Annotated in this window: 21 protein-coding genes; 12 read left to right on the top strand and 9 right to left on the bottom strand. The window is 70.8% G+C overall.

The window, feature by feature from the left end:
- Positions 1 to 73 precede the first annotated feature (73 nt).
- A complete protein-coding gene (locus tag AW271_RS16285) occupies positions 74 to 400 on the top strand; it encodes a helix-turn-helix domain-containing protein (protein ID WP_062337666.1) in 327 nt (108 codons plus the stop codon).
- Here the strand turns inward: AW271_RS16285 and AW271_RS16280 are convergent.
- The 5 genes from AW271_RS16280 to AW271_RS16260 form a co-directional block, all read right to left on the bottom strand.
- The gene (locus AW271_RS16280; RefSeq protein ID WP_062337664.1) at positions 397 to 1,455 is read right to left on the bottom strand and encodes a glycosyltransferase; all 1,059 of its coding nucleotides are present in this window, start codon (positions 1,453 to 1,455) and stop codon (positions 397 to 399) included. The genes AW271_RS16285 and AW271_RS16280 overlap by 4 nt on opposite strands.
- On the bottom strand, positions 1,452 to 4,184 hold the full coding sequence (locus AW271_RS16275) for a CDP-glycerol:glycerophosphate glycerophosphotransferase (protein WP_063818009.1): 2,733 nt from the start codon (positions 4,182 to 4,184) through the stop codon (positions 1,452 to 1,454). The genes AW271_RS16280 and AW271_RS16275 overlap by 4 nt, the downstream gene beginning before the upstream one ends.
- A 92-nt stretch (positions 4,185 to 4,276) precedes the next feature.
- The gene (locus AW271_RS16270) at positions 4,277 to 4,891 is read right to left on the bottom strand and encodes an SRPBCC domain-containing protein (protein ID WP_062337662.1); all 615 of its coding nucleotides are present in this window, start codon (positions 4,889 to 4,891) and stop codon (positions 4,277 to 4,279) included.
- 90 nt (positions 4,892 to 4,981) lie between these two features.
- Positions 4,982 to 5,194 (bottom strand): hypothetical protein, encoded by a 213-nt coding sequence (locus tag AW271_RS16265; protein ID WP_062337660.1) that lies wholly within the window; start codon positions 5,192 to 5,194, stop codon positions 4,982 to 4,984.
- Positions 5,184 to 6,674 carry a PspC domain-containing protein gene (locus AW271_RS16260; protein ID WP_169806350.1) on the bottom strand — a complete coding sequence of 497 codons (1,491 nt, stop codon included), beginning with the start codon at positions 6,672 to 6,674 and terminating at the stop codon, positions 5,184 to 5,186. Before AW271_RS16260 ends, AW271_RS16265 begins: the two co-directional genes overlap by 11 nt.
- Before the next feature lie 116 nt (positions 6,675 to 6,790).
- Between AW271_RS16260 and AW271_RS16255 the strand changes: the two genes are divergently transcribed.
- Genes AW271_RS16255 through AW271_RS16235 form a run of 5 tightly spaced genes read left to right on the top strand, consistent with a single transcriptional unit; the run spans position 6,791 to position 11,633 of the window.
- Complete coding sequence (locus tag AW271_RS16255; protein ID WP_062337657.1) at positions 6,791 to 7,978, top strand: ATP-binding protein; 1,188 nt, start codon at positions 6,791 to 6,793, stop codon at positions 7,976 to 7,978.
- Positions 7,975 to 8,613 (top strand): response regulator, encoded by a 639-nt coding sequence (locus AW271_RS16250; RefSeq protein ID WP_030451408.1) that lies wholly within the window; start codon positions 7,975 to 7,977, stop codon positions 8,611 to 8,613. Before AW271_RS16255 ends, AW271_RS16250 begins: the two co-directional genes overlap by 4 nt.
- A 27-nt stretch (positions 8,614 to 8,640) precedes the next feature.
- Positions 8,641 to 10,098, top strand: coding sequence for a glutamate-cysteine ligase family protein (locus AW271_RS16245; RefSeq protein ID WP_062337655.1), 1,458 nt, complete (start codon positions 8,641 to 8,643; stop codon positions 10,096 to 10,098).
- A gap of 51 nt (positions 10,099 to 10,149) precedes the next feature.
- The gene (locus tag AW271_RS16240; protein ID WP_062337653.1) at positions 10,150 to 10,872 is read left to right on the top strand and encodes a neutral zinc metallopeptidase; all 723 of its coding nucleotides are present in this window, start codon (positions 10,150 to 10,152) and stop codon (positions 10,870 to 10,872) included.
- Positions 10,873 to 10,889: 17 nt separating this feature from the next.
- Positions 10,890 to 11,633 carry a CPBP family intramembrane glutamic endopeptidase gene (locus AW271_RS16235; RefSeq protein WP_245653076.1) on the top strand — a complete coding sequence of 248 codons (744 nt, stop codon included), beginning with the start codon at positions 10,890 to 10,892 and terminating at the stop codon, positions 11,631 to 11,633.
- On the opposite strand, the gene AW271_RS16230 is transcribed toward AW271_RS16235, so the two are convergent.
- A complete protein-coding gene (locus AW271_RS16230; RefSeq protein WP_062337649.1) occupies positions 11,622 to 12,341 on the bottom strand; it encodes a PIG-L deacetylase family protein in 720 nt (239 codons plus the stop codon). The genes AW271_RS16235 and AW271_RS16230 overlap by 12 nt on opposite strands.
- A gap of 74 nt (positions 12,342 to 12,415) precedes the next feature.
- On the opposite strand from AW271_RS16230, the gene pcrA reads away from it, so the two are divergent.
- Complete coding sequence (gene pcrA / locus AW271_RS16225; protein ID WP_245653075.1) at positions 12,416 to 14,602, top strand: DNA helicase PcrA; 2,187 nt, start codon at positions 12,416 to 12,418, stop codon at positions 14,600 to 14,602.
- Positions 14,603 to 14,788: 186 nt separating this feature from the next.
- Entirely contained in the window at positions 14,789 to 15,718 is a 930-nt protein-coding gene (locus AW271_RS16220) for an amidohydrolase family protein (RefSeq protein WP_062337644.1), read from the top strand.
- A gap of 5 nt (positions 15,719 to 15,723) precedes the next feature.
- Here AW271_RS16220 and AW271_RS16215 read toward each other — a convergent pair whose 3' ends face one another.
- Positions 15,724 to 16,563, bottom strand: coding sequence for a hypothetical protein (locus AW271_RS16215; RefSeq protein ID WP_062337642.1), 840 nt, complete (start codon positions 16,561 to 16,563; stop codon positions 15,724 to 15,726).
- 186 nt (positions 16,564 to 16,749) lie between these two features.
- On the opposite strand from AW271_RS16215, the gene icmB reads away from it, so the two are divergent.
- From icmB to AW271_RS16195, 4 genes are all read left to right on the top strand, one after another.
- Positions 16,750 to 17,151 carry a coenzyme B12-dependent isobutyryl CoA mutase small subunit gene (gene icmB, locus AW271_RS16210; protein WP_062337640.1) on the top strand — a complete coding sequence of 134 codons (402 nt, stop codon included), beginning with the start codon at positions 16,750 to 16,752 and terminating at the stop codon, positions 17,149 to 17,151.
- A 214-nt stretch (positions 17,152 to 17,365) separates the two neighbouring features.
- The gene (gene sucC, locus AW271_RS16205; protein ID WP_062337638.1) at positions 17,366 to 18,547 is read left to right on the top strand and encodes an ADP-forming succinate--CoA ligase subunit beta; all 1,182 of its coding nucleotides are present in this window, start codon (positions 17,366 to 17,368) and stop codon (positions 18,545 to 18,547) included.
- Positions 18,547 to 19,422 (top strand): succinate--CoA ligase subunit alpha, encoded by an 876-nt coding sequence (gene sucD / locus AW271_RS16200; RefSeq protein ID WP_062337636.1) that lies wholly within the window; start codon positions 18,547 to 18,549, stop codon positions 19,420 to 19,422. Before sucC ends, sucD begins: the two co-directional genes overlap by 1 nt.
- Positions 19,423 to 19,542: 120 nt before the next feature.
- The gene (locus tag AW271_RS16195; protein ID WP_062337634.1) at positions 19,543 to 21,078 is read left to right on the top strand and encodes a cell division protein PerM; all 1,536 of its coding nucleotides are present in this window, start codon (positions 19,543 to 19,545) and stop codon (positions 21,076 to 21,078) included.
- Here AW271_RS16195 and AW271_RS16190 read toward each other — a convergent pair.
- Together AW271_RS16190 and AW271_RS16185 are read right to left on the bottom strand one after the other, a co-directional pair.
- Positions 21,075 to 22,382, bottom strand: a complete 1,308-nt coding sequence (locus AW271_RS16190) for a hypothetical protein (RefSeq protein ID WP_157554245.1) — start codon at positions 22,380 to 22,382, stop codon at positions 21,075 to 21,077. The two genes, AW271_RS16195 and AW271_RS16190, sit on opposite strands and share 4 nt — an antisense overlap.
- 113 nt (positions 22,383 to 22,495) lie before the next feature.
- On the bottom strand, positions 22,496 to 22,897 hold the full coding sequence (locus AW271_RS16185; RefSeq protein WP_063818007.1) for a hypothetical protein: 402 nt from the start codon (positions 22,895 to 22,897) through the stop codon (positions 22,496 to 22,498).
- Positions 22,898 to 22,975: the final 78 nt, after the last annotated feature.

Here is a 22,975-nt window from a genome sequence, read left to right as displayed (position 1 = left end):
CCCAAAGTTATGTTGCCCGTAAGTCCTGGGAGCCGTCCTTCTACCTGGCGAAGCTGGAAATGGAGGCCGATCGATGCGAGCCCGCAAGTGGGAAGACGTCAAGGCCGAGGCGCGTCGCCTCAACCCTGAGATGGACAATCCAGAACACAAGGCGAAGGCGCGCGCCGCACTCGACGCGTATGTCGCCGGCTACCAGCTCGGGGAACTTCGCAAAGCCCTCGGCAAGACGCAGGCGGAGATCGCGAAGATCCTCGGCGTCTCCCAGTCCCGGATCTCTCAGATCGAGAACGGCAACCTCGAGGTCATGGAGTTGGAGACGCTGCGCGCCTACGCCGCCGCGCTCGGCGGGCACCTCGACGTCACGATCAATGTCGGCTCGCACTCCGTAAAGGTCGCCTAGCGGCTGAGGTGGGTGAAGAGGTTCTCCCACTGGTCGAGGACGGGTTCCAGGCGGAAGGCGTCCGCGTGGGCGCGGGCGGCGGCGCCCATCTCGGCCCTTCTCGGTTCGTCGTCCATCAGTTCCGTCAGGGCCGTCGCCAGGGCCGTCACGTCGCCCGGCGGGACCAGGACGCCTGTCACGCCGTCGTCGATCAGCGTTCTGACCCCGCCCGACACGTCGAAGGCGATGGACGGGATGCCGAAGGCGGCCGCCTCGCCCAGGACCAGGGGGAAGCCCTCGTGGTCGCTCGACAGGGCCACCAGGGAGGCCGCGCGGTATTCGGTCGGCATCTCGCCCGCCGGGATCCGGCCGCGGAAGACGACCTGCTGCGAGACGCCCTCGGTCACCGCGTGGAACATCAGGCGGTCGGTGTCGGGGCCGTCGCCGATCAGGTGGAGTTCCCAGTCGGGGCGGCCCGCTCGGGCGAAGGCCGAGATCAGGCGGTCGAAGCGTTTCACGCCGGTCAGGCGGCCGACGCCCAGGATCCGGGTCCGCCGCAGGGGCGAGGGGCGGTGCGGCCAGCCGGGCAGCGGGTTCGGGATGTGCCAGGTGTTGGGCAGCAGCGCCTCCTCCGAGAAGCGCCACGCGTCGTCCTCGCTCAGGAAGACGGCCTGGTCGAGGTCGCCGTAGTGGGCCCTGACCGCGCCGAGGTGCCAGGTGCCGCGGGCGTGCGCGAACGAGCCGTGGTACTGGCCGATGCCGCGGTGGCCGCCCAGGTGGCCCGACAGGCGGGCGACCACTCCCGGTGAGGTCATCACCAGCAGGCCGGGCGCGATGTCGTCCAGGAGCCGGCGGGCGCGTTTGCCCGCGCCGAGGCCCCAGCGCGGGCCCGGGTTGAGCTCGTGGTGGCCGTAGGCCGGGTCCTCGATGTACGTCACCGGGTCGGGCGACGGGTGCAGGCCGATCACGTGGACGTCGTAGCCGCGCCGGGCCAGGCCCTGGGCCAGCGTGTGGGTGACGCGCTGCAGGCCGCCGAGCGCGTCGGCGTCCAGGCAGGCGAACGAGACGGTGTTCACAGGGCGGCCTCCGTCGGCTGCGGGATCACGGCGACCGGCGTCTCGGGCGTGCGGCCCTCGAAGAACGCGTCCACGACCCGGGCCGCCGCGTGGCCGCGCTCCTCGGCGCACCACGTCCGGCGGAAGGCCGCGTAGCGTTCGGGGCTCCACGGGTCGCGGACGGCGGCGGCCAGCTCCCGCGTCGTGGTGACGCAGGGGCCGGGGGCGATCTCGGGCAGGTCGTACTGGCTGCCGCGTTCGGTCCTGCGGTAGGTCTCCCAGTCGTCGATGAGGAAGACCATCGGCTTGCCCGTCACGGCGAAGTCGCACATCAGCGACGAGTAGTCGGTCACCAGCACGTCGGCGGCCAGCAGCAGGTCGTTGACCTCGGGATAGCCGCCCGCCTGGCGGGCGAACCAGCGCAGGTCCTGCGGGATCACGTGTTTCTCGATCGGGTGGGTGCGCAGCACCAGGACCCACTCGTCGCCCAGTTCCGCCGCCAGCTCGCGCAGGTCGGCCCGCACCGAGGCGCCCCGGGACAGGTCGCGGTAGGTGGGCGCGTACACGACGATCTTCTTGCCGGCGGGGATCTCCAGGGCCCGGCGCACCCGCGCCGCCGCCTCGGGGTCGCCGTGGAACAGCACGTCGCAGCGGGGCGAGCCGTGGCGCAGCACCGGGCCGATGTACTCGTTCGAGGGCACGAAGGTGCGTTCGAACTCGGCGCCGGGGGAGACCAGGGCGTCCCAGCGGGCGACGTTGGCACGCCACTCCTCGCGCGGGCCCGGGAAGTCGCCGCGCAGGTCGGGGGCGTCCAGGCCGGTCGACTTGATGCCCTGGCCGTGCCAGGTCTGCAGGTAGCGGGTGCCGCGCGGCTTCGGGAAGCCGAGCGGCATGCCGTGGCTGTCGACCCACCAGCCGGCGCGGGCCATGGTCCAGATGTGCCGCCAGCTCATCCGGCGCACGGTCGTCAGGTGGGCGGGGAACTCGCCCGACGAGCGCGACCAGACGGCGCGCAGGCGCGACCCCCGGCGCACGAGCTCCTCGTGCACGTAACGCGGGTGGCCGGTGTAGCCCCGGCCGCAGTCGGCCTCGAACAGGACCAGGTCCTTCTTGCGCGGCACGACGCGGATCAGCACCTTGTAGACGGCCAGCTTCACGCCCCGGACCGACAACCGCCCGCGCAGCCGCTTCGGCAGCCCGGCCACGCGAAGGGCGTGCGGCCGGATCGACGGCCGCCGCGCGACGGCCCTGACCAGGCCCGTTTTGCGCCAGTGCAGCCGCAACGTCGCGGTGTCGCCGTGGGGGCGGGCGGTGATCTCGTACCCCTTGGTCTTCAGCGTCAGCGGTGCCAGGCCCGCGCCGACCAGCAGCGGGTCGCCGGTGGTGTGGCCGTCGAGCGGGCGGGTGAAGCCCAGGCGCGGTTCGTCGGCGAGGCTGCGGCCCGGCGCGACGGCGGCCAGGTCGAGGGCGACCTCGGTCTCGATCGTCCCGTCGGGACGGCGGCGCGGGATCAGCCGGATCCGGTGCTTCTTCGCGATGAGGTCGGCCACCGTGTCGAGCCCGACGACGCCGAAGGGGTCGTAGGTGGTGATCGACATCGACAGGACCGATCCGCTCGCGGAGATCTCGGTGACCTCGTGGCGCAGCCGCGACTCCGAGAAGGGCAACTCGGCCAGCCGCATCGAGGTGATCTCGAAGGCCGGGTCGGGTTCGGCGCCCCAGTAGGTCAGGCCGTCGACCCTGATCGCCTGCCGGGGCGGCGCCTTGGGGCCGGTCAGGCTGCGGGCGGCCACGCACAGGTCGTCGATCCGGTCGCGCAGCAGCAACTCGCCGCAGACCCGCGTCATCGGGTCGGTTCCCTCCAGCACGCCCTCCTCCAGGCGCTCCAGGTAGGGCCGCACGACGGCGGCCAGCTCCTTGGCCCACATCGCGTCGAACCTCGGCAGCGCGTTCAGGTAGACCCGCAAGTCCTGCTGGACGAACCGGGCCTGGCGGCGGGCGACCAGGTCGCCCATCCCGGCGTCGCGCAGCGCCTGGTCGGCGCTCTCGGCGGCGGCGACCCGGGCCCGCGCGTTGGCGACGTCGCGCAGGCTCAGCGAGATCGACTGCTTCTCGCCGGTCGCCCGGTGCCACCGGTAGACGGGCCACGGCACCACCGCGAACCGCCGCGCGCGGGCGTAGAGGCGGGCGGTGAAGACGTGGTCCTCGTAGAGGAGGTCCTCGCGGAAGCGCAGGTCGTGGCCGCGCAGGAACTCCACGTCGTAGATCTTGTTGGTGGAGAAGCCGTCGAGGAACAGTTCGGGCTCGGCCCGGATGCCCTCGACCGTGCGGCGCGGGGTGAACAGCTCCGGGTAGTAGGGCGCGTGCTTGCCGCTGTCGTCGTAGTGGCGCACGATCTGGCCCGCGACGAAGTCGGCGCCGGTGCGCTCGATCTCGGTGAGCAGCGCCTTGCAGGCGTGCCGGGGCAGCTCGTCGTCGCTGTCGAGGAACATGACGTAGGGCGCCCGCGCCGCGTCGAGCCCCGCGTTTCGCGGCGCGCCGCAACCGCCGGAGTTCTGCACGCGCCGGATGTAGCGCACACCGGGGAAACGGCCGGCGACGTCGGCGGTGTCGTCGGTGCTGGCGTCGTCGACGACGATGATCTCGAGGTCGCGGAGGGTCTGGGCGTAGAGGGAGTGCACGGCCCTGGGGAGGCGGGCCGCGTCGTTGTAGGTGATCACGACCACAGTCACAGCCGGTCGGGCCGCCATACCCACCCCCATATCAGACGAAAATCACTGATATGGGATGTTCCCTCACGAAATCGGACGATTGCCCTCTGTAGTCATCTTTTGCCGACGACTTACCGGCGGCCCCATCGCCGGACGACGTAAACGATCAGCCCGATCGCGCCGAGCCCGCCCACCACCGGGGCCAGCCGCTTGACCAGCGAGGCCCCGGCGGCCTCCCGCAGGTCGAACGCCTCCTCCTCGGCGGTCCGGGAGGTGCGCAGCGTGCCCGACGGGTGGGACTCGTGGATGGGGTCGGGCACGACCGTCAGGTGCCGCCGCCCCTCGATCAGGGCGGCCAGGTTGGCCGCGAACCGGGCGCCGACCTCGTCGAGCACCACCTGCGGCAGGTCGGTCGCGCACGTCGTGACGAGCGTGACCCGCGTGCCCGCGACGTCTTCCAGCAGCCGGGCCGTCATGGCCGCCTCGGTGGCCCCGGTCGCGTGCACACCCTCGACGACCACCTCGACGGTCCGCAGGTCCTTGTCGGCGTTGGCGATCCGGGCGGTGCCCCGGTGGTCGACCGTGAGGGGGCCGACCCTGACCCGCATCCTCCCGGTGGCCGTGTCGCCCTCGACGGAGTCGAGTGTGGCGCCGGGGAGGCAGGGGGCCAGCCGTTCAACGTCGAGGAGGACCGACCACGCCTGGTCGACCGGGACCGGCACGGTGAACTCGTGCTCGAATCGCATGGCTCGACTCCGTTCTCTCAAAGCCGCTCCGGAGACAACTACCGCCAGACTCCGAACGTACGCCTGCGAAGTCCCAGATCAACCCTCGGGTCACCGCTTCCGGATCACCTTGGCCAGGATGCCCGCGATGCCCGCCATCCCCAGACCTCCGATGAGGATAGGCCCGATGATCGCCGGGTCGGGCGTCGGGTCGGTCAGATAGCGCACCCCGACCCCCACGAACAGCAGGCCGCACAGCAGCGCCATCCAGTCGGTCCGGTGGCCTCTCTTGCGGTCGTTGCGCTCCGGCACGTCAGGCGCCACGGCGCACCTCCACGTCGCCGACGCCGGCCGAGACGTACAGCTCGATCGTGGGCGCGAGGCCGTCGGGGCTGGTCACCGGGTTGAGCACCCGGCTGATCTGGACGTCGGTGCCGTCGCTCACGTGATGTTCGATCTTGACGTCGCCCAGGCGGGTGGTGCCGTGCACCTCGATCACGGCATCGGGCGGCACCACCACCGTGAGCTGGCCCAGCGAGACCGAGGCGTCGAACCTGATCCGGGAGCCGGGCGCGAGGTCGAGGTCGGTCAGGTCGAGCTCGCCCGCCCCGACGCCCACGGCGTAGGTGCGCTGGGCGGTCGCGACGGTCGTCGGATGCCACGTATAGCTGCCGACCCTCTTCGGTATGCCGGTGACCGACGTGCCGACCACCAGGGCCACCGCGACGATCACGCCGAGCGCGATCAGCCCGGCCCCCCGGCCGAACCAGGCGGCGACGAGCAGGCCGCCTCCGATGACGGCCAGCACCGCCCCGCCGACCATCGGCAGACTCACCGAATCGGTCCCGGGCTGCTGCACGGCGACCATGACCCCTCCAACGATCATTGCGAGCACGAATGTCAGGCCGCCGACGAAGGACCTGCGTTTCTTGACCTTCGGCGCCTTGGGCGCCTTGGGCGCCTTGAAGGGCGGTGGCGGCGGTGGCGTCGGCGCCCTCTTGGCGTAGGGACCATGCGGCGCGAACGCGTCGCCGGCCGCGTAGGCCGCCTGCCTGGCCTCATAGGCCAGATCGGACAACCGCCGGTAGCCGTCGGGGGCCTTCGGCCCGGGCGGAGGGGGCTTCGGGTACTCCCGGGTGGGCCGCTGCGCCTCCTGCGGCCCCTGCGGCTCCGGTGGCTTCTCGGCCGCCGGCTCGCCGTCGGCCGAGCTCGCCGACGGGTAGCGGCCGAAGGACGTGTGGTAGGACTCGCGGAACGACTCCCGCACCGTCTCCCGGAGGTTCCCGCCCGTCGCCCCCGTGGTGAAGGCCCCCAGCGTGAACGTCGAGGCGGTCGCGGGCGGCGGCTCCATCTTGGTGGTGCCCCGCCGCCCCGAGAGGCGTTCGGGGATCGACGTGATCAGCCCGAGCACGTCGACGCCCCGCGCGTGGGCCGCCAGCAGCGTGATGGCCAGCAGCACCCCCACCACGATGGTGCCCCGGTCGATGCCGCCCGAGGCCAAATTGATCACCAGGCCGAGCGTGAAGACCGCCACGAGCAGGGCCATCACGGTCTCGGGTTCGAATATCCTGCGCGTCCACTGCTCCACGTGGCCGGGGCCCCCGCCCGGCTCGCGCATCAGCAGGAAGGCCGCGATGTAGAGGAACAAGCCGATGCCCGACCCCAGCAGCAGCACCGCGAACCCGACGCGGAACAGCACCGGGTCCATGCCCGTGAAGCGGCCCATCCCGGCGCAGACGCCCATGAGCATGCGCCCGTCGGACGAACGGGCCAGCTGGATCTCCTCGGGTGGTGCCTCGGTCATGGTGCCCATCCTGTCCGTTTTCCCGGGATGACCGCCATCGGGGACGTCCCTGAAAGCCTTCTCAGGGACTCGCCCTGATGCGGACGCGCGAGACGACATGTGACGATGCAGGAGCAATGTCGGATAACCCTGGCGCCGTTGAGGCGTCCCCCAGATTGATGAGGCCCCGGGCGGGGCGCGTGGTCGCCGGAGTCGCCCAAGGGGCCGCCGCCCAGCTGCGCCTCGACCCGGTCGTGCTGCGGCTGGCGTTCGTGCTGCTCACGATCCTCGACGGGGTCGGGGTGGTGGCGTACGCCGCCCTGTGGATGTTCACCGCGACCGAGCAGACCGAACACCCCCACGGCAGCCGCGACTGGGGCCAGGTGGCCGCCTACGGCCTCCTCGGGTTCGCCTTCGGGGCGCTCGCCCTGGTCAGCGGGGCGGCGGCCGGGGGCCTGGCCATGTGGCCGATCGCCGTCGGCGGGATCGGCTCCCTCATCCTGTGGCAGCAGGCCGAGCCGGGCCGGCGGCAGAAGTGGATGACCTCGACCGTCGGCCGGGTGCGCGCCACCTGGGTGCGCTCGGGCATCGGCCTGCTGCTCGTCGGCGTCGGCGTCATCGGCTTCCTGGCCGCCCAGGACCAGCTCGCGCAGGCCAGCACCGGCCTGGTGTTCACCGCGGTCGTGCTCGGCGGGGTCGCGCTGATCGCCGCCCCGTGGCTGGCCGGGTTGTGGCGGGAGCTGCAGAAGGAACGTACCGAGAGGATCCGGCAGGAGGAGCGCGCCGAGGTCGCCGCGCACGTGCACGACTCGGTGCTGCACACCCTGACATTGATCCAGCGCGCCGCCCACGACCCCCGCGAGGTCACCCGCCTGGCCCGCAGCCAGGAACGCGACCTGCGCAACTGGCTCTACATGCCCAAACAGGACGCCGACGCCACCCTCGCCGCCGCCGTCCGGCGGGCCGCGGCCGAGGAGGAGGACGCCCACGGCGTCCCGATCGAGATCGTCTGCGTGGGCGACTGCGACCTCGACGACGGCCTGCGGGCGATGGTGCACGCGACCCGGCAGTCGATGGTCAACGCGGCGAAGTATTCCGAATCGCCCGTGGTATCGGTTTACCTTGAGGTCGAACCCGGCGAGGCCACCGTTTTCGTCCGGGATCGCGGGAAGGGGTTCGTGCTTGACGACGTACCGGACGACCGCATGGGCATCCGCCAGTCGATCATCGGCCGGATGGAGCGCTTCGGCGGCACGGCCCGCGTCAAGACGGCCCCCGGCGAGGGCACCGAGATCACGCTGACGATGAAGAGGACCACCCCATGAAGACGGTAAGAGTGCTGATCGTGGACGACCACCGGCTGTTCCGGTCGGGGGTGCGGGCCGAGCTCGGCCCCTCCATCCAGGTGGTCGGCGAGGCCGAGGACGTCGAGTCGGCCGTGGCCACGATCGCCGAGCTCGAACCCGACGTGGTCCTGCTCGACGTGCACATGCCCGGTGGCGGCGGGGTCGAGGTGCTGCGCCGGGTGCTGGGCTCCGGGGCGCAGGTCCGGTTCCTGGCCCTGTCGGTCTCCGACGCCGCCGAAGACGTCATCGGCGTCATCCGGGGCGGCGCGCGGGGCTACGTGACCAAGACGATCAGCGGCGCCGAGCTGACCGACGCGATCACCCGCGTGGCCGACGGCGACGCGGTCTTCTCGCCCCGCCTGGCCGGTTTCGTGCTCGACGCGTTCGCCTCGACCGAGGCCCCGCCCATCGACCCCGAACTCGACTCCCTGACGCAGCGCGAGCGGGAGGTGCTGCGGCTGATCGCCCGCGGGTACGCGTACAAGGAGATCGCCAAGGAGCTCTTCATCAGCGTGAAGACCGTCGAGACCCACGTCTCCTCGGTGCTCAGGAAGCTCCAGCTGTCCAACCGCCACGAGTTGTCCCGCTGGGCCACCGCACGCCGACTGGTCTGAGACCCCCGGGTGTGACAGGCTTCACAAATGGGGCGTGACGTACCCGCTACGCAGTTCAGCCGCGACGACCGGCGACGCTACCGCGACAAGCTGAAGCGCTCGCTCGACGTGCTCGCCCGCATGCTCGGCGAGGCGCGGTTCGACTCCGAGCGGCCGCTGGCTGGGCTGGAGATCGAGCTCAACCTGGTCGACGACCGGGGCGAGCCGGCGATGAAGAACGCCGAGGTCCTCGACGCGATCTCGGCGCCCGACTGGGCCACCGAGCTGGGCCAGTTCAACGTCGAGATCAACGTCGAACCCCGGGAGCTGGGCGGGCCCGGCCTCGTGGAGCTGGAGCAGACGGTCCGCAACAGCCTGAACCACGCCGAGGAACAGGCCCGGACGGTCGGCGGCCACATGGTCCTGGTCGGCATCCTGCCGACGCTGAAGGAGAGCGACCTCTCCGAGGCCACGTTGTCGGCCAACCCCCGCTACAAGCTGCTCAACGAGCAGATCTTCGCCGCCCGGGGCGAAGACCTGCGCATCGCGATCGACGGCGTCGAGCGCCTGCACACCTACGCCGACAGCATCACCCCCGAGGCCGCCTGCACCAGCGTCCAGCTGCACCTGCAGGTCAGCCCGCGCAACTTCGCCGCCCACTGGAACGCCGCCCAGGCCATCGCCGGGCCCCAGGTGGCCGTGGCCGCCAACTCGCCCTACCTGTTCGGCAAGGAGCTCTGGCGCGAGACCCGGCTGAGCCTGTTCGAGCAGGCCACCGACACCCGTCCCGACGAGCTCAAGGCCCAGGGTGTGCGGCCCCGCGTCTGGTTCGGCGACCGGTGGATCACCTCGGTCTTCGACCTGTTCGAGGAGAACAACCGCTACTTCCCGGCGCTGCTGCCCATCTGCGACGACGAAGACCCGGCGATGGTCCTTGAGGCCGGGGGAGTGCCCACGCTCAGCGAGCTGACCCTGCACAACGGCACGGTCTACCGCTGGAACCGCCCCGTGTACGACATCTCCGGCGGCCTCCCCCACCTGCGCGTCGAGAACCGGGTCCTGCCGGCCGGCCCGTCAGTGGCCGACATCCTGGCGAACGCGGCCTTCTACTACGGCCTGATGCGGGTGCTGCCCTTCGCCGAACGCCCGGTCTGGACGCAGATGTCGTTCTCGGCCGCCGCCGACAACCTGCGGGCCGCCGCCCGGCACGGCATCGACGCCCGGCTCTACTGGCCCGGCCTGGGCGAGGTCACCGCCTCCGAGCTGATCCTGCGCCGCCTGCTGCCGCTGGCCCACGACGGCCTGAACCTGTGGGGCTGCGACCCCAAGTGCCGCGACCGCCTGCTCGGCATCATCGAGCAGCGCTGCCTGACCGGGGTGACCGGCGCGACCTGGCAGGTCACGAAGGTGCGTGAACACGGCGGCGGCCACGAGGGGCTGCGGCGGATGACGGTGGAGTACATGGCCAACATGCACACCAACGAACCCGTCCACCTGTGGGGCTAGAACTCCGGTCTTCTCAAGAAATATCCGCCTTTCGGCGGGCAGGATGAGGGCGTGCAATTACGCGCGCTCCTGGCGTTCTCCCTCTTGGCCCTGACCATGTCGTGCGGTTCCGTGACCGCCCCCGATCCCGGCGCCCAACCGGCTCCCGAGGTGACCACGCCCGACTCGATCGAGACCGAGCTCGACCCGTCCACCGATCCTCCGGGCGACTGCGAGGTCGCGGGCGAGACCTTCTCCGAGGACGTCCGCCTGGCCCGGTGCCTGACCGAGGAGTTCTGGACCCAGCAGTTCACCGCCTCCGGCGGCACCTACCAGCCGATCAGCCGGTTCGTCGAGTACAACGGCGACGACGGCCCCGACTGCGGCGGGCAGCCCTCCGTGCCGAACAACGCCTTCTACTGCCCCGACGGCCACTTCATCGCCTACGACGCGACCTGGTTGCAGAGCCTCTACGACCAGCTCGGCGACGCCGCCGTCTACATCGTGATCCCGCACGAGTTCGGGCACTCGGTGCAGAACCAGCTGATGTCGAACTTCGAGTTCTCCGTCCAGTCCGAGCTCCAGGCCGACTGCTACGCCGGCGGCACCCTCAAGGGCCTGATCGACGGCCGGCGGCTGCAGGCGCAGGAGGGCGACGACGCCGAGCTGATGGCGAACCTGGAGAACGCCGGCGACCCGACCGACGCGTGGTGGGAGCCGGGGGCGCACGGGACCGCGCAGCAGCGGCAGCTCAACTTCGCGCGGGGCTTCGAACAGGGCGTCGGGGCCTGCTGAGAGGGCAGACCTACCTGATGGCTCACGCGATGGCGAGTGGACAGGCCCGGCGGCGACGGGCGCGGCGACCGGGCGCGGCTCTCGGGGCGGCGGTGGGCGTGCTGGCCGCGGCCAACGTCCTCAACAACACGGTGGCCCGCCGCTACGCGCCGCTGACCTCGGCGGTGGCGACGGGCGCGCTGCTGCTGATCGCCCGCGGGGCCGGGGCGGGCGCCCGCGACCTCGGCTTCGCCTCACCCGCCAGGGGCGCGCTGATCGGCGGCGGCCTGGCCGCCGCGGTGGCGGCCGGCTACACCGGCGGCGTGCTGCTGCCCCCGACCCGCCGCCTGTTCATGGACGAACGGGCCCTGGCGCTGACCCGGGCCCGGCTGTTCGAGGAGGCGCTGCTGCAGGTGCCGGTCGGGACGGTGCTGCTGGAGGAGGTCGCCTTCCGTGGTGTGCTGCCGGAGTTGTTCGGCCACTCCTTCAAGCCCCGCACCGCCTCGGTCGCCTCGAACCTGCTGTTCGGGTTGTGGCACGTGCTGCCGGCCCTCGACATGGCCCGCGCCAACCCGGCCGCCGCCAGGGCGGGCACCCCCCGCCTGGTCGCCGGGACCGTCGCCACCACGACCCTGGCCGGCCTGGGCTTCCACGAACTGCGCCGGCGCGGGGGCCTGCTCGCCCCCGCTCTGCTCCACCTGGCGACCAACTCGCTGGGCTTCGTCGCGGCCCGGGGGGCCCGCCGCATGGACGCCAGGAGGACGCGCCGCTCAGCCGGTTGACATCACGTGGAACGACTCCGCGTACGTCCCCTCCGGCAGCCCCCCGGCCTTGGCGTTGGCCGCCAGGAAGCCCGAGACGAAGCCCTCCAGGTCGTCCATGTGGCCGGTCTGCGACACGTGGGCGCGCAGGGCGGCGAGCTTGCGGTCGAGCGTGGCGGTCACGTCGACCCAATGGTTCGGGGTGGGGGAGCCGATCATCCAGACCTCCCGGACCGTCCACGCCTCCAGGCCCTCGTCGGTGAGCAGGTCGGGGAAGGCGTAGGGGTTGCGGGCGTCGGGGTAGACCGCGTCGAGCGTGGCCGAGCCGACCGCCCGGTGGTCGGGATGGGTGGGGCCCAGCCGCACGTAGTTGCGCTCCGGCGTCGAGGTGATCACCAGGTCGGGCCTGACCTGGCGGATCACCCGGGCGATGTCCTTGCGCAGCGCCAGGGTCGCCTCGACGGCCCCGTCGGGGTAGCCGAGGTGGCGGATGTCGGTCACCCCGACGACCTTCGCGGCGGCCGCCTGCTCGGCCCGCCGGAGCTCGGCCATGCCGACGCCGTCGACGGCCCGGTCGAAGCCACCGGCGTCGCCCGAGGTGGCCAGGAGGTAGACGACCTCGACGCCCCGGTCGGTCAGCGAGGCGACGGCGCCCGCGCCCCCGAAGTCGATGTCGTCGGGGTGGGCGGTCACCACCAGCACGGTCCGGATGTCCGCGGCGTCCAACATGTGTCCTCCCAGAAGTAGGCGCGGATGTTCGTTCACTTGAGCGAACTGTCACCGCGCGGCCCTACGCTAGACGGGTGACCCATCCCTTGCTTGACGGCCTCAACCCCCAGCAGCAGGAGGCCGTCGTCCACCAGGGCGGCCCCCTCCTCATCGTCGCGGGAGCCGGTTCCGGCAAGACCAGGGTCCTGACCCATCGCATCGCCTACCTGCTGGCCGAGCGCGACGTCCACCCGGGCGAGATCCTGGCGATCACCTTCACCAACAAGGCCGCCCGCGAGATGAAAGACCGGGTCGACAAGCTGATCGGCCCGCGCTCCAAGGCCATGTGGGTGATGACCTTCCACAGCGCCTGCGTCCGCATCCTGCGCCGCGAGGCCAAGCGGCTGGGCTTCACCACCAGCTTCTCCATCTACGACCAGGCCGACTCCCAGCGGCTGATGGCCCTGGTCTGCCGCGAGATGGACCTCGACCCCAAGCGCTACCCGCCGCGGTCGTTCTCCGCCCAGGTCAGCAACATGAAGAACGAGCTGATCGACTACGAGACCGCCGCCGACAAGGCGCAGACCCATCTTGAGAAGACCCTCGCCGAGGCCTACCGCACCTACCAGCGCCGCCTCACCGAGGCCGGCGCGATGGACTTCGACGACCTGATCATGCTGACGGTCACGTTGTTCCAGCTGTTCCCCGACGTCGCCGAGCACTACCGGCGGCGCTTCCGCCACGTCATGGTCGACGAATACCAGGACACCAACCACGCGCAGTACATGCTGATCAAGGAGCTCGTCGGCGTCGACGACCCCGCCGAACTGGTCGTCGTGGGCGACGCCGACCAGTCGATCTACGCCTTCCGGGGCGCGTCGATCCGCAACATCCTGGAGTTCGAGCGCGACTACCCGTCGGCCAAGACGATCCTGCTGGAGCAGAACTACCGCTCCACCCAGACGATCCTCAACGCCGCCAACGCGGTCATCTCCCGCAACGAGAGCCGCAAGCCCAAGAACCTCTGGTCCGACCAGGGCGCCGGCCCGAAGATCATCGGCTACGTCGCCGACAACGAGCACGACGAGGCCACCTTCGTCGCCCAGGAGGTCGACCGCCTGTCCGACGACGAGGGCGTCACCCCCGGCCAGGTGGCGGTCTTCTACCGCACCAACTCGGCCTCCCGCGTCTTCGAAGAGATCTTCATCCGCACCGGCCTGCCCTACCGGGTCGTCGGCGGCGTGCGCTTCTACGAGCGCAAAGAGGTCAAAGACCTGCTCGCCTACCTGCGGGTGCTGGCCAACCCCAGCGACACGGTGTCGCTGCGCCGCATCCTCAACGTGCCCAAGCGCGGCATCGGCGACCGCGCCGAGGCGATGGTCGAGGCGTTCGCCTCCCGCGAGCGCGTCTCCTTCTGGGAGGGCCTGCGCCGCGCCGAGGAGGCCCATGGCATCGCGACCCGCTCGCTCAACCAGATCCGCGAGTTCGTCACCCTGCTCGACGACCTGCGGGCCAAGGAGCTGCCGATCTCCGACCTGGCCGAGGAGATCCTCACCTCGACCGGCTACCGCACCGAGCTGGAGACCTCCGGCGACCCGCAGGACGAGAGCCGCATCGAGAACCTCAACGAGCTGATCTCGGTCGCCTCCGAGTTCGAGGCGGCCAACCCCGAGGGCACCCTCGTCGACTTCCTGGAGCAGGTCTCCCTGGTCGCCGACGCCGACTCGATCCCCGACCCTGAGGGCGAGAGCGGCGGCGTGGTGACCCTGATGACCCTCCACACCGCCAAGGGCCTGGAGTTCCCCGTGGTCTTCCTGACCGCGATGGAAGACGGCGTCTTCCCCCACATGCGCTCGCTGAGCGACCCGAAGGAGCTCGAAGAGGAGCGCCGCCTCGCCTACGTGGGCATCACTCGCGCCGAGAAGCGCCTCTACCTGTCCCGCGCCGCCGTCCGCACCGCCTGGGGCGCCCCCTCCTTCAACCCGGCCTCCCGCTTCCTCGCCGAGGTCCCCCACGACCTGGTCGAGTGGCGCACCGACCCGAAGAAGAACGCCTGGGGCGCCGCCACCAAACGCGAGACCCGCCCGCTCCCGGGCCGGGGCGGCGGCAAGCCCGCCGTCCACTACGCCACCGGCGACCGGGTGACCCACGACCAGTTCGGCCTGGGCACGGTGCTCGAGGTCGAGGGCGAGGGCGAGAAGACCCGCGCGAAGATCGACTTCGGCAGCGCGGGCGTGAAGACCCTCATGACCCACTACGCGAAGACCCTCGAAAAGCTCTGATCCCGTTACGGCTCCGCCTGCCCCGGCACCGCCCGGCCGCGCCCGGCCCGCGCCGCATCCGGCGCCGACGCCCGCTCCCGGCCGCGCGCGTGAAACGGCCCTCGGGAACCAAGATCCGGGAATGGGGGACGTATGGGTCTGGAATGCGATATTTCCTGACGCGTACACCCGAGAGACGAGGATCACATGGCCGGCGAACTGATCGACGTGCACGCCCACTTCGTGACCGGCGACTACGCCGCCGCCGCCACCGAGGCGGGTCACGTCACCCCTGACGGCATGCCCCGCTGGCCCTCCTGGACGCCCGGCGACCACCTGAACCTGATGGACGCCAACGGCATCCGGAAGTCGTTCCTGTCGGTCTCCTCGCCCGGCACCCACTTCGGCGACGACGCGGCGGCCCGGAAGCTCTCGCGGCAGGTCAACGACTACGCCGCCGACCTGGTGCGCGGGCATCCCGACCGGTTCGGCCACTTCGCCTCGTTGCCCCTCCCCGACGTCGAGGGGGCCCTGGCCGAGGTCGCGCACGCCCTCGACGAGCTGGGCAGCGACGGGGTGGCCCTGATGAGCAACGCCCACGGCCGTTACCTGGGCGACGCCGCCTACGAGCCGCTGTGGGAGGAGCTCGACCGGCGGCGGGCGGTGGTGTTCGTCCACCCGACCTCGCCGGTGAACCACGAGCAGGTCGCGATCGGGCGGCCGAGGCCGATGCTGGAGTTCATCTTCGACACCACCCGGACCGTCTCCGACCTGGTGTTCACGGGGGTGCTGACCCGGCATCCGGGCATCAGGTGGATCTTCACTCACGGCGGCGGCGCGCTGCCGCTGCTGTCCGACCGCATGGAGCTGTTCCGGACCGCCTTCTTCGGCGGCTCGCCCGATGATCCGTCGGTGCTCGACCAGGTCGGGCGGTTGTGGTTCGACCTCGCCGGCACGCCGTTCCCCCGGCAGGCGCCCGCCCTGGAGAAGGCGGTCGGCACCGATCAGATCCTCTACGGCAGCGACTACTGCTTCACGCCACCCCCGGCGGTGGCCGCCCAGGTGGCGTCGGTCGACGCGGCCTGGCGGGCGCTGACCACGGCCAACGCCCGCCGGTTGTTGTCACGCGCGACCTGAGACGGTCAGGCCGCCTCGCCCACCACGCGGGCGAGCGGAGCGCTGAACTCGTCGAGGCCCTCGAGTTCGTCCACGTCGGCGATGCCCTCGGTGGGGGCCTTGATGGAGACCTTCGTGCCCCAGGACACGTAACGGCTGTCGACCGAGATCGTCGAGGCGTCGAAGCCCAGCGCGGAGCCCTTGGCGCTGGTCACGAGCCGGGTGACCAGGCCCTTGCCGTTGACGTAGAGCTTGTAGGAGACGACGGACTTCTTCTGGGAAGCCGATCCCCCGGACGGCAGGATCGCCTTGAGCCACTTCGAGGTCGTGAGGATCTCGCCGATGGTGATCTTGCCGGTGTACACGGAGCCGGTCCGCTTGCTCTTCTTGACGAGCTTCTGCAGGGTCATCGGCTCGGTGATGTTGATGTACTGGCCGAAGATGCCGGTCAGGCCGGTGGCGGGGGCTCCGGGGCCACGCAGCCAGGTCGCGCCCTCCGGCAGGAAGCTGGCGAACATGCCGCCCTTGATGTACGCCGTCGAGCCGATCTTGATGGTCTGCTCGGGGCGGAGCAGCGGCTGGATGTCCTCCGGCATCTCCGCGATCTCGGCCGCCTTGAGGTTGAACTTCGTGGTGAGGTCCGACGCGGCCACGCCGGCGCGCCCGAACTGGAACGTTCCGGTCCGGCGGCTGAAGATCTTGTTCTCGAGGCTGAACTTGTCGCTGAACTTCACGCCGAGCCCGGTCTTGAACTGTGCCTTGAGCGCGGCGACGGGGTTCGGGGCGGCCTGCGCGGGCGCCGCGCCGACTGCGGTGGCTGCCGCGACGGCGGTGGCGCATGCCGCGATGGCGAGGATTCGCCTCATAGTGGGGTTCCTCCGGGATGAGTCCCTGAATGGGAGAGGTGGGACGGGAGGATTCTGCCGGAACATCTATCTCAAAACGATCACTTATCGCTTATTTTCACAATCTTCACACTTGAATCACCAACAAAGTCCGTCAAGCCGAGGCTTCACCGAGACCTTCAGGGCCGCCGGGTTACAGTGCGAACCATGGAATCCAGGATCAGGATCGTCGTCGCCAAACCCGGGCTCGACGGTCACGACCGCGGCGTGAAGGTCGTCGCCCGCGCCCTGCGTGACGCGGGCATGGAAGTCGTCTACACAGGTCTGCACCAGACCCCGGAGCAGATCGTCCGCACCGCCATCCAGGAGGACGCCGCCGCGATCGGGCTGTCGATCCTCTCCGGCGCCCACATGACCCTGTTCGCGAAGGTGATGGAACTGCTCCGCGAGCAGGACGCCACCGACATCGTCGTCTTCGGCGGCGGCATCATCCCCGAGGAGGACATCCCCGAGCTCCGCGCCATGGGCGTCAAGGGCATCTTCACCCCCGGCGCGACCACCGACGAGATCGTCGACTGGGTGAAGACGACCATCCCCGCCGCCGTCTGAGCGGGTCCCGACTCGCCCATTCGGTACGTATCCGGGAGCCCTCTCACCCCCATCCCGGACGTCTAGTACATAACGGGAAAGTCGGCAACCCCCAAACGCCCCCCTATGACCGCGCCACGCACGGCCTGGGGCTAGGCTTTCTGCGCGGAAATGCCAGGCAGGACGACGGCGCCCTGTCCAGTGGCGCCCTCGACATTCAAAGGGACGGACCCTCGTGGACCTGTTCGAACATCAGGCGAAGGAGCTCTTCGCCGCGTACGGCATCCCGGTGCCGCGCGGAATCGTCGCGCACACCGTGGCTGAGGCACGGGCGGCGGCCGACCAACTGACCGGGCGGGTCGTGGTCAAGGCCCAGGTCAAGACCGGTGGCCGGGGCAAGGCCGGCGGCGTGAAGGTGGCCGACGACGCCACCGACGCCGAGGCCAAGGCCAAGGCGATCCTCGGCATGGACATCAAGGGCCACACGGTCCACAAGGTCCTGGTCGAGGAGGCGAGCAACATCGCGGAGGAGTACTACTTCTCCTTCCTGCTCGACCGTGCGAACCGTACCTTCCTCGCGATCTGCTCCGCCGCCGGCGGCATGGACATCGAAGAGGTCGCGCACACCGCCCCCGAGAAGGTGGCGAAGGTCCCGGTCAACCCGATCGACGGGATCGACCGGGCGAGGGCGCGCGAGATCGCGCAGGCCGGCGGGCTGCCCGAGAAGTCGCTCGACGGGGCCGCCGAGCTCATCGAGCGCCTGTGGGCCGTCTTCGTCGACGAAGATGCCTCGCTCGTCGAGGTCAACCCGCTGATCCTCACGGCCGACGGCCAGGTGAAGGCGCTCGACGGCAAGGTCACCCTCGACGCCAACGCCGACTTCCGCCAGAAGGACCACGAGGTCTTCGTCGACAAGGCGGCCGAAGACCCGCTTGAGGCGGCGGCCAAGGAGAAGCACCTCAACTACGTGAAGCTCGACGGCAACGTCGGCATCATCGGCAACGGCGCCGGTCTGGTCATGTCCACCCTCGACGTGGTGGCCTACGCCGGCGAGCAGTTCCCGGGCTCGCCCAAGCCGGCCAACTTCCTCGACATCGGCGGCGGCGCCTCGGCCGAGGTGATGGCCAACGGGCTGGAGATCATCCTGTCCGACCCGGCCGTGAAGTCGGTGTTCGTGAACGTCTTCGGCGGCATCACCGCCTGCGACGCGGTCGCCGACGGCATCGTCAGCGCCTTCAAGCTGCTGGGCGACCGGGGCGAGGCGGTCACCCGCCCGCTCGTGGTCCGCCTCGACGGCAACAACGCGGCGCTGGGCCGCGAGATCCTGCAGAACGCCGCCCTCCCGGGCGTCGAACTGGTCGACACCATGGACGACGCGGCCAAGCGCGCCGCCGAACTCGCCGCGGTAGGTGCGTAATGGCCATCTGGCTCACTGAGAAAAGCCGAATCATCGTCCAGGGCATCACGGGGTCCGAGGGCACCAAGCACACCCTGCGCATGCTGGCCTCCGGCGCCCAGGTCGTCGGCGGGGTGAACCCGCGCAAGGCGGGCACCGTTCACGAGGGCCTGCCGGTGTTCGCGACCGTCGCCGAGGCGATGGAGAAGACCAAGGCCGACGTCAGCGTCATCTTCGTGCCGCCGGCCTTCACCGCGAGCGCGGTCAAGGAGGCGATCGACGCCGAGATCCCCCTCGCGGTCGTCATCACCGAGGGCGTGCCGATCCACGACACGACCGAGTTCTGGGCCTACGCCACCGCCAAGGGCAACAAGACCCGGATCATCGGCCCGAACTGCCCCGGCATCGCCTCGCCCGGCGCCTCCAACGCCGGCATCATCCCCGCCGACATCACCACCCCGGGCCGCATCGGCCTGGTCTCGAAGTCGGGCACGCTGACCTACCAGCTCATGTACGAGCTGCGTGACTTCGGCTTCTCGACGGCGGTCGGCATCGGCGGCGACCCGGTCATCGGCACCACCCACATCGACGCCCTCCAGGCGTTCCAGGACGACCCGGGCACCGACGCCATCGTCATGATCGGCGAGATCGGCGGCGACGCCGAGGAGCGCGCGGCGGCCTACATCGAGAAGAACGTGACCAAGCCCGTCGTGGCCTACGTCGCGGGCTTCACCGCCCCCGAGGGCAAGACGATGGGCCACGCCGGCGCCATCGTGTCGGGTTCGGCCGGCACCGCCCAGGCGAAGAAGGAAGCGCTGGAGAAGGTCGGCGTGCGCGTCGGCAAGACCCCCAGCGAGACCGCCCGCCTGATGCGGGAGATCATGCAGAACCGCTAAGGGATTCCCCGTGAACCCCGGCGCCGAGCGCCGGGGTTCACGTTTTCCCAAGGACAAACGGGACGGCCCATCGGCGCGGCGTGACCGAGATACGGCCCTCCCTTGAGAGCATCGGCTACTGTGACGGCGCTTCTCGACCAGATTCGGACAGTCCCCCGGGCCGTCTTCGGCGACGACGACCGGCGTCCGCTGCCGGTCTCGGGCATGCTGGCCGCGGCGGGCACGCTCGGCATCGGCCTGGCGGTGCTCACCACGCTGACGCTGATCGGCTGGATCGCGGCGCCCCGCGGCACGTTCGGCTCGGGCCTGCCGGGGGTGTTCCGGACCGCCTGCCAGTTGTGGCTGGCCGCCCACCACGCCGGGTTCGAGATCCCGGGCGGCGGCCGGGTGGGGCTGCTCCCGCTGGGCCTGATGATCCTGCCGGGCACCCTGCTCTACCGGGCCGGGTTGTGGATGGCCCGCGACGCCGACCTGCGGCTGCGGCTGCCCGCGCGGTTGCCGAAGGGCTCGTCCAAGGACCTGGCGAACGCCCGCCGCAAGGCCCAGCTGATCCTGATCGCCCGCGCCGGCATCTCGCTGGCCGCGCCCTACGCCCTGCTGGCCGGGGTGATCGCCCTGGTGGGTGCCAACGAGGTGACCCAGCCGTCCGTGGCCGAGGCCCTGATCAGCCACCTGCTGCTGGCGTTCCTGGCCGGTTCGGTGGCGGTGGCCCGGACGATCGGGCCGTGGCGGGCGATGGTCCGGCTGCTGCCCGAACGGCCGCGCTCGGTCGTGGTCGGCACGTTCGTGGCCGTGTCGCTGATGCTGGGAGCCGGGCTGCTGCTGGTGCTCGGCATGATCGCGGTCAAGTTCGGCGAGATCAGGGCCCTCACCGACGCGCTCAACCCCGGTCTGGTGGGCGGCGCGCTGCTGGCGCTGGTCGAGGTGCTCTACCTGTTCAACGCGGGGATCTGGGGGATGGCGTACATCGCCGGACCCGGGTTCGCCATCGGGGCCGGCACGCTGGTCGCGCCGACCGGGGTGAAACTGGGCACGATCCCGTCGTTGCCGCTGCTGGGCGCGCTGCCCGAGTCGGGCCCGGTGCCGCCGTGGCTGATGGCCGTGGTGGCGCTGCCGTTCGCGGCCGGGGCGGTGGCCGGGGTGGTGGTCGCCCGCATCGCGCCCACGCCGTCACTGGAGGCGGCGCCGTTGTGGGGGTTCGTCTGCGGGCTGAGCTCGGGCGCGGTGGCCGGGCTGCTGGCGGCGTTGTCGGGCGGCCCGCTGGGCGGCGCCCGCATGGCCGCCGTCGGCCCCTCGGCCTGGGAGGTGGCCTTCTCGGTCACCCTCGAAGTGGGCGTGGCGGCCGGCATCTCGGCCGGGCTGGCCAACTGGTGGCTGATCTCCCACACGCCCGCGCAGCAGCCGATCGCCGAGGTCGTGACCAAGGTCAAGAAGAAGCGCAAGGCCAAGAAGGAGCCCCTGCCCGGTCACTGGATGGACGCCACCGAGGCCGACACCATCCCGATCCCGGTGATCCGCGACGTCGAGCCCGACGACCACGCCGTCGAGACCTTCGCCCGCAAACGCTCGACCCCGATCAGGCCCGACGACGACGAGGAGCCGATCGACGAGCCGACCGGCGCCCACGTCACCTATCTGAACAGCAAAACCGACTAACCGACCGCCACCGCTGGTGAGACGGCGTCACGGTAGGTCTCGCCTCCCTCGAACGTGGCCCGCCAGTGGCCCGGCCGGGTCTCGGCGATCGTGCTCGTGAAGAGGAAGTCCCCTGCCCTCTGCACGCCCGGGACGAGCGCCCGCCTGGTCCACCGCCGGCCGTCGGGTGAGAACTCGATCGCGATCTGGGCGGTGGCGGCGCTGCGGTTGCCGGGGAAGCCGAGCAGGCCCGAGACGGTCACGTCGCCGCCCGCCCGGGTCGCGGTGAACTCGGTGAAGGCCGCCGGATGAAACACGGTGAACTCGGCCGTGTCCGACGAGGGCGCTTTGAACGGGTCGTTGTCGTCGCGGAACCCTACGGTGATCGTGTCCGACCCGTAGGCGGTGTGCGTGAAGGAGTAGCGCCCCTCGGCGTCGGTGGTGACCTGCTGCCAGTCATACCGGGTGTAGTAGACGAGGGTCGCCCCGGCCAGCGGCGACCAACCGTCGCGGGACCGCCAGCGGGCCACACCCGACACCACCAGCGGCTCGCCCTCGTCGACCACCTTGGCGCCGAGCTGGATCCTCACCTGGGTGGGCTGCTCCTTGGTGCCCACCACGAGGTGGTCCGACTGGACGGGGAGGTGGTTCGGGAGGATGTCGTACCAGTAGTCGGCCCAGAACTCGGCGCCGTGGGGGAGGGTCTTGGCGAGCTCGAACCGGCCCCTGGCGTCGGTGGTGAGACTGACCGCCTCCAGGTCGGTGACCTGCTCCTTGAACCGGTACAGGATGTTGAGCTGGATGGGCTGGCCGGGCAGCGGGCCGAGCTCTCCCGAGCCGGGATGACGGCCCATCAGGCGGCCCCTGACGGTGACGTCCCGGCGGTCGTAGGAGACGTTCTCGCGGCTCGGCCGCAGCGGTTCGATGACCGACTGCACCTGGTAGTCGAGCCAGCCGGCCTGGTCGGCCCTGACGTGCGTGCCGGCGGAATCGGTCGCCTCGACGGCGACGCGGTAGCGGCCCAGCTCGGCGAGCTGGATCCGGCTCGCGGTCGTCCAGAAGCCCTCGGTGGCGCTGCCCGAGGAGAGGACGAAGTCGTCGGCCGTGGCGAGCTCACCGCCGTCGTCGGCCAGGACGTGTGCTTTGAGCGTGACGACGGGCAGGTCGGACGTGGCGTAGACGGTCAGCCTGCCCACGTCGCCCGTGGTGCTGGCCGCCCATCGGACGGTGATCTGGCCTTCTGCTGAGGCGGTCGCCGGAAGGGCCCCCGCCCCCAGCGACATTGCGGTGAGCACGCCTAAGAAGACGGCGAAAACACGGCGCATGATGTGACTCCCCGTTGGTGGTGTACCTCGAAGAGTGCGTCCGCGTCAGGTGCCGCGCAATTCCAAAACGCCTTATTTGGCGCGATTGGATAAATCGCTCCAAACGGGCCGGCTCAGCCGGGCAGCGGCATGTTCGCCGGCCACGGCATGCCGAGCTTGGCCTCCAGCGCCGTCTTCAGTTCGGTGGAGCACTCGGTCTGCGCCGTGACGGTGCCGGCCCCCTTCAGGCACTCGGTGTACGCCGTCAGCTCGGTCCCGAGGTAGACCTGCACGGCCGTGGTGAGCCCGCCGAGCAGGAACGCCAGCGTGGAGATGACCACCGCGCCGGTCGCCATCCCGGTCGGCTGGCCGCCCTTCTTGAGCGTGCGCAGGTCGCGGACGCCCACGACGAGGCCGAACACCGACAGGGCCAGGCCCATCGTCGGCACGAACAATGTGAAGATCAGCGCCATCAGAGCGAGGGCCAGCGCCCGGCGCCCGCCCATCTCCGCGGCCGTCTGCAGTGGTGTGGTCACGATCTCCCGCCTTGCTGATAGGGCCTTCACGCCGCACGACGGCGTGACCGATACCCTTTGTCACGCACCCGTTCACTT

It is taken from the genome of Herbidospora sakaeratensis, assembly GCF_001570525.1.
Lineage (GTDB): Bacteria > Actinomycetota > Actinomycetes > Streptosporangiales > Streptosporangiaceae > Herbidospora > Herbidospora sakaeratensis.
The sequence above is the reverse complement of the archived record's forward strand: the minus strand, read 5'-3'. Positions and strand labels throughout refer to the sequence as shown.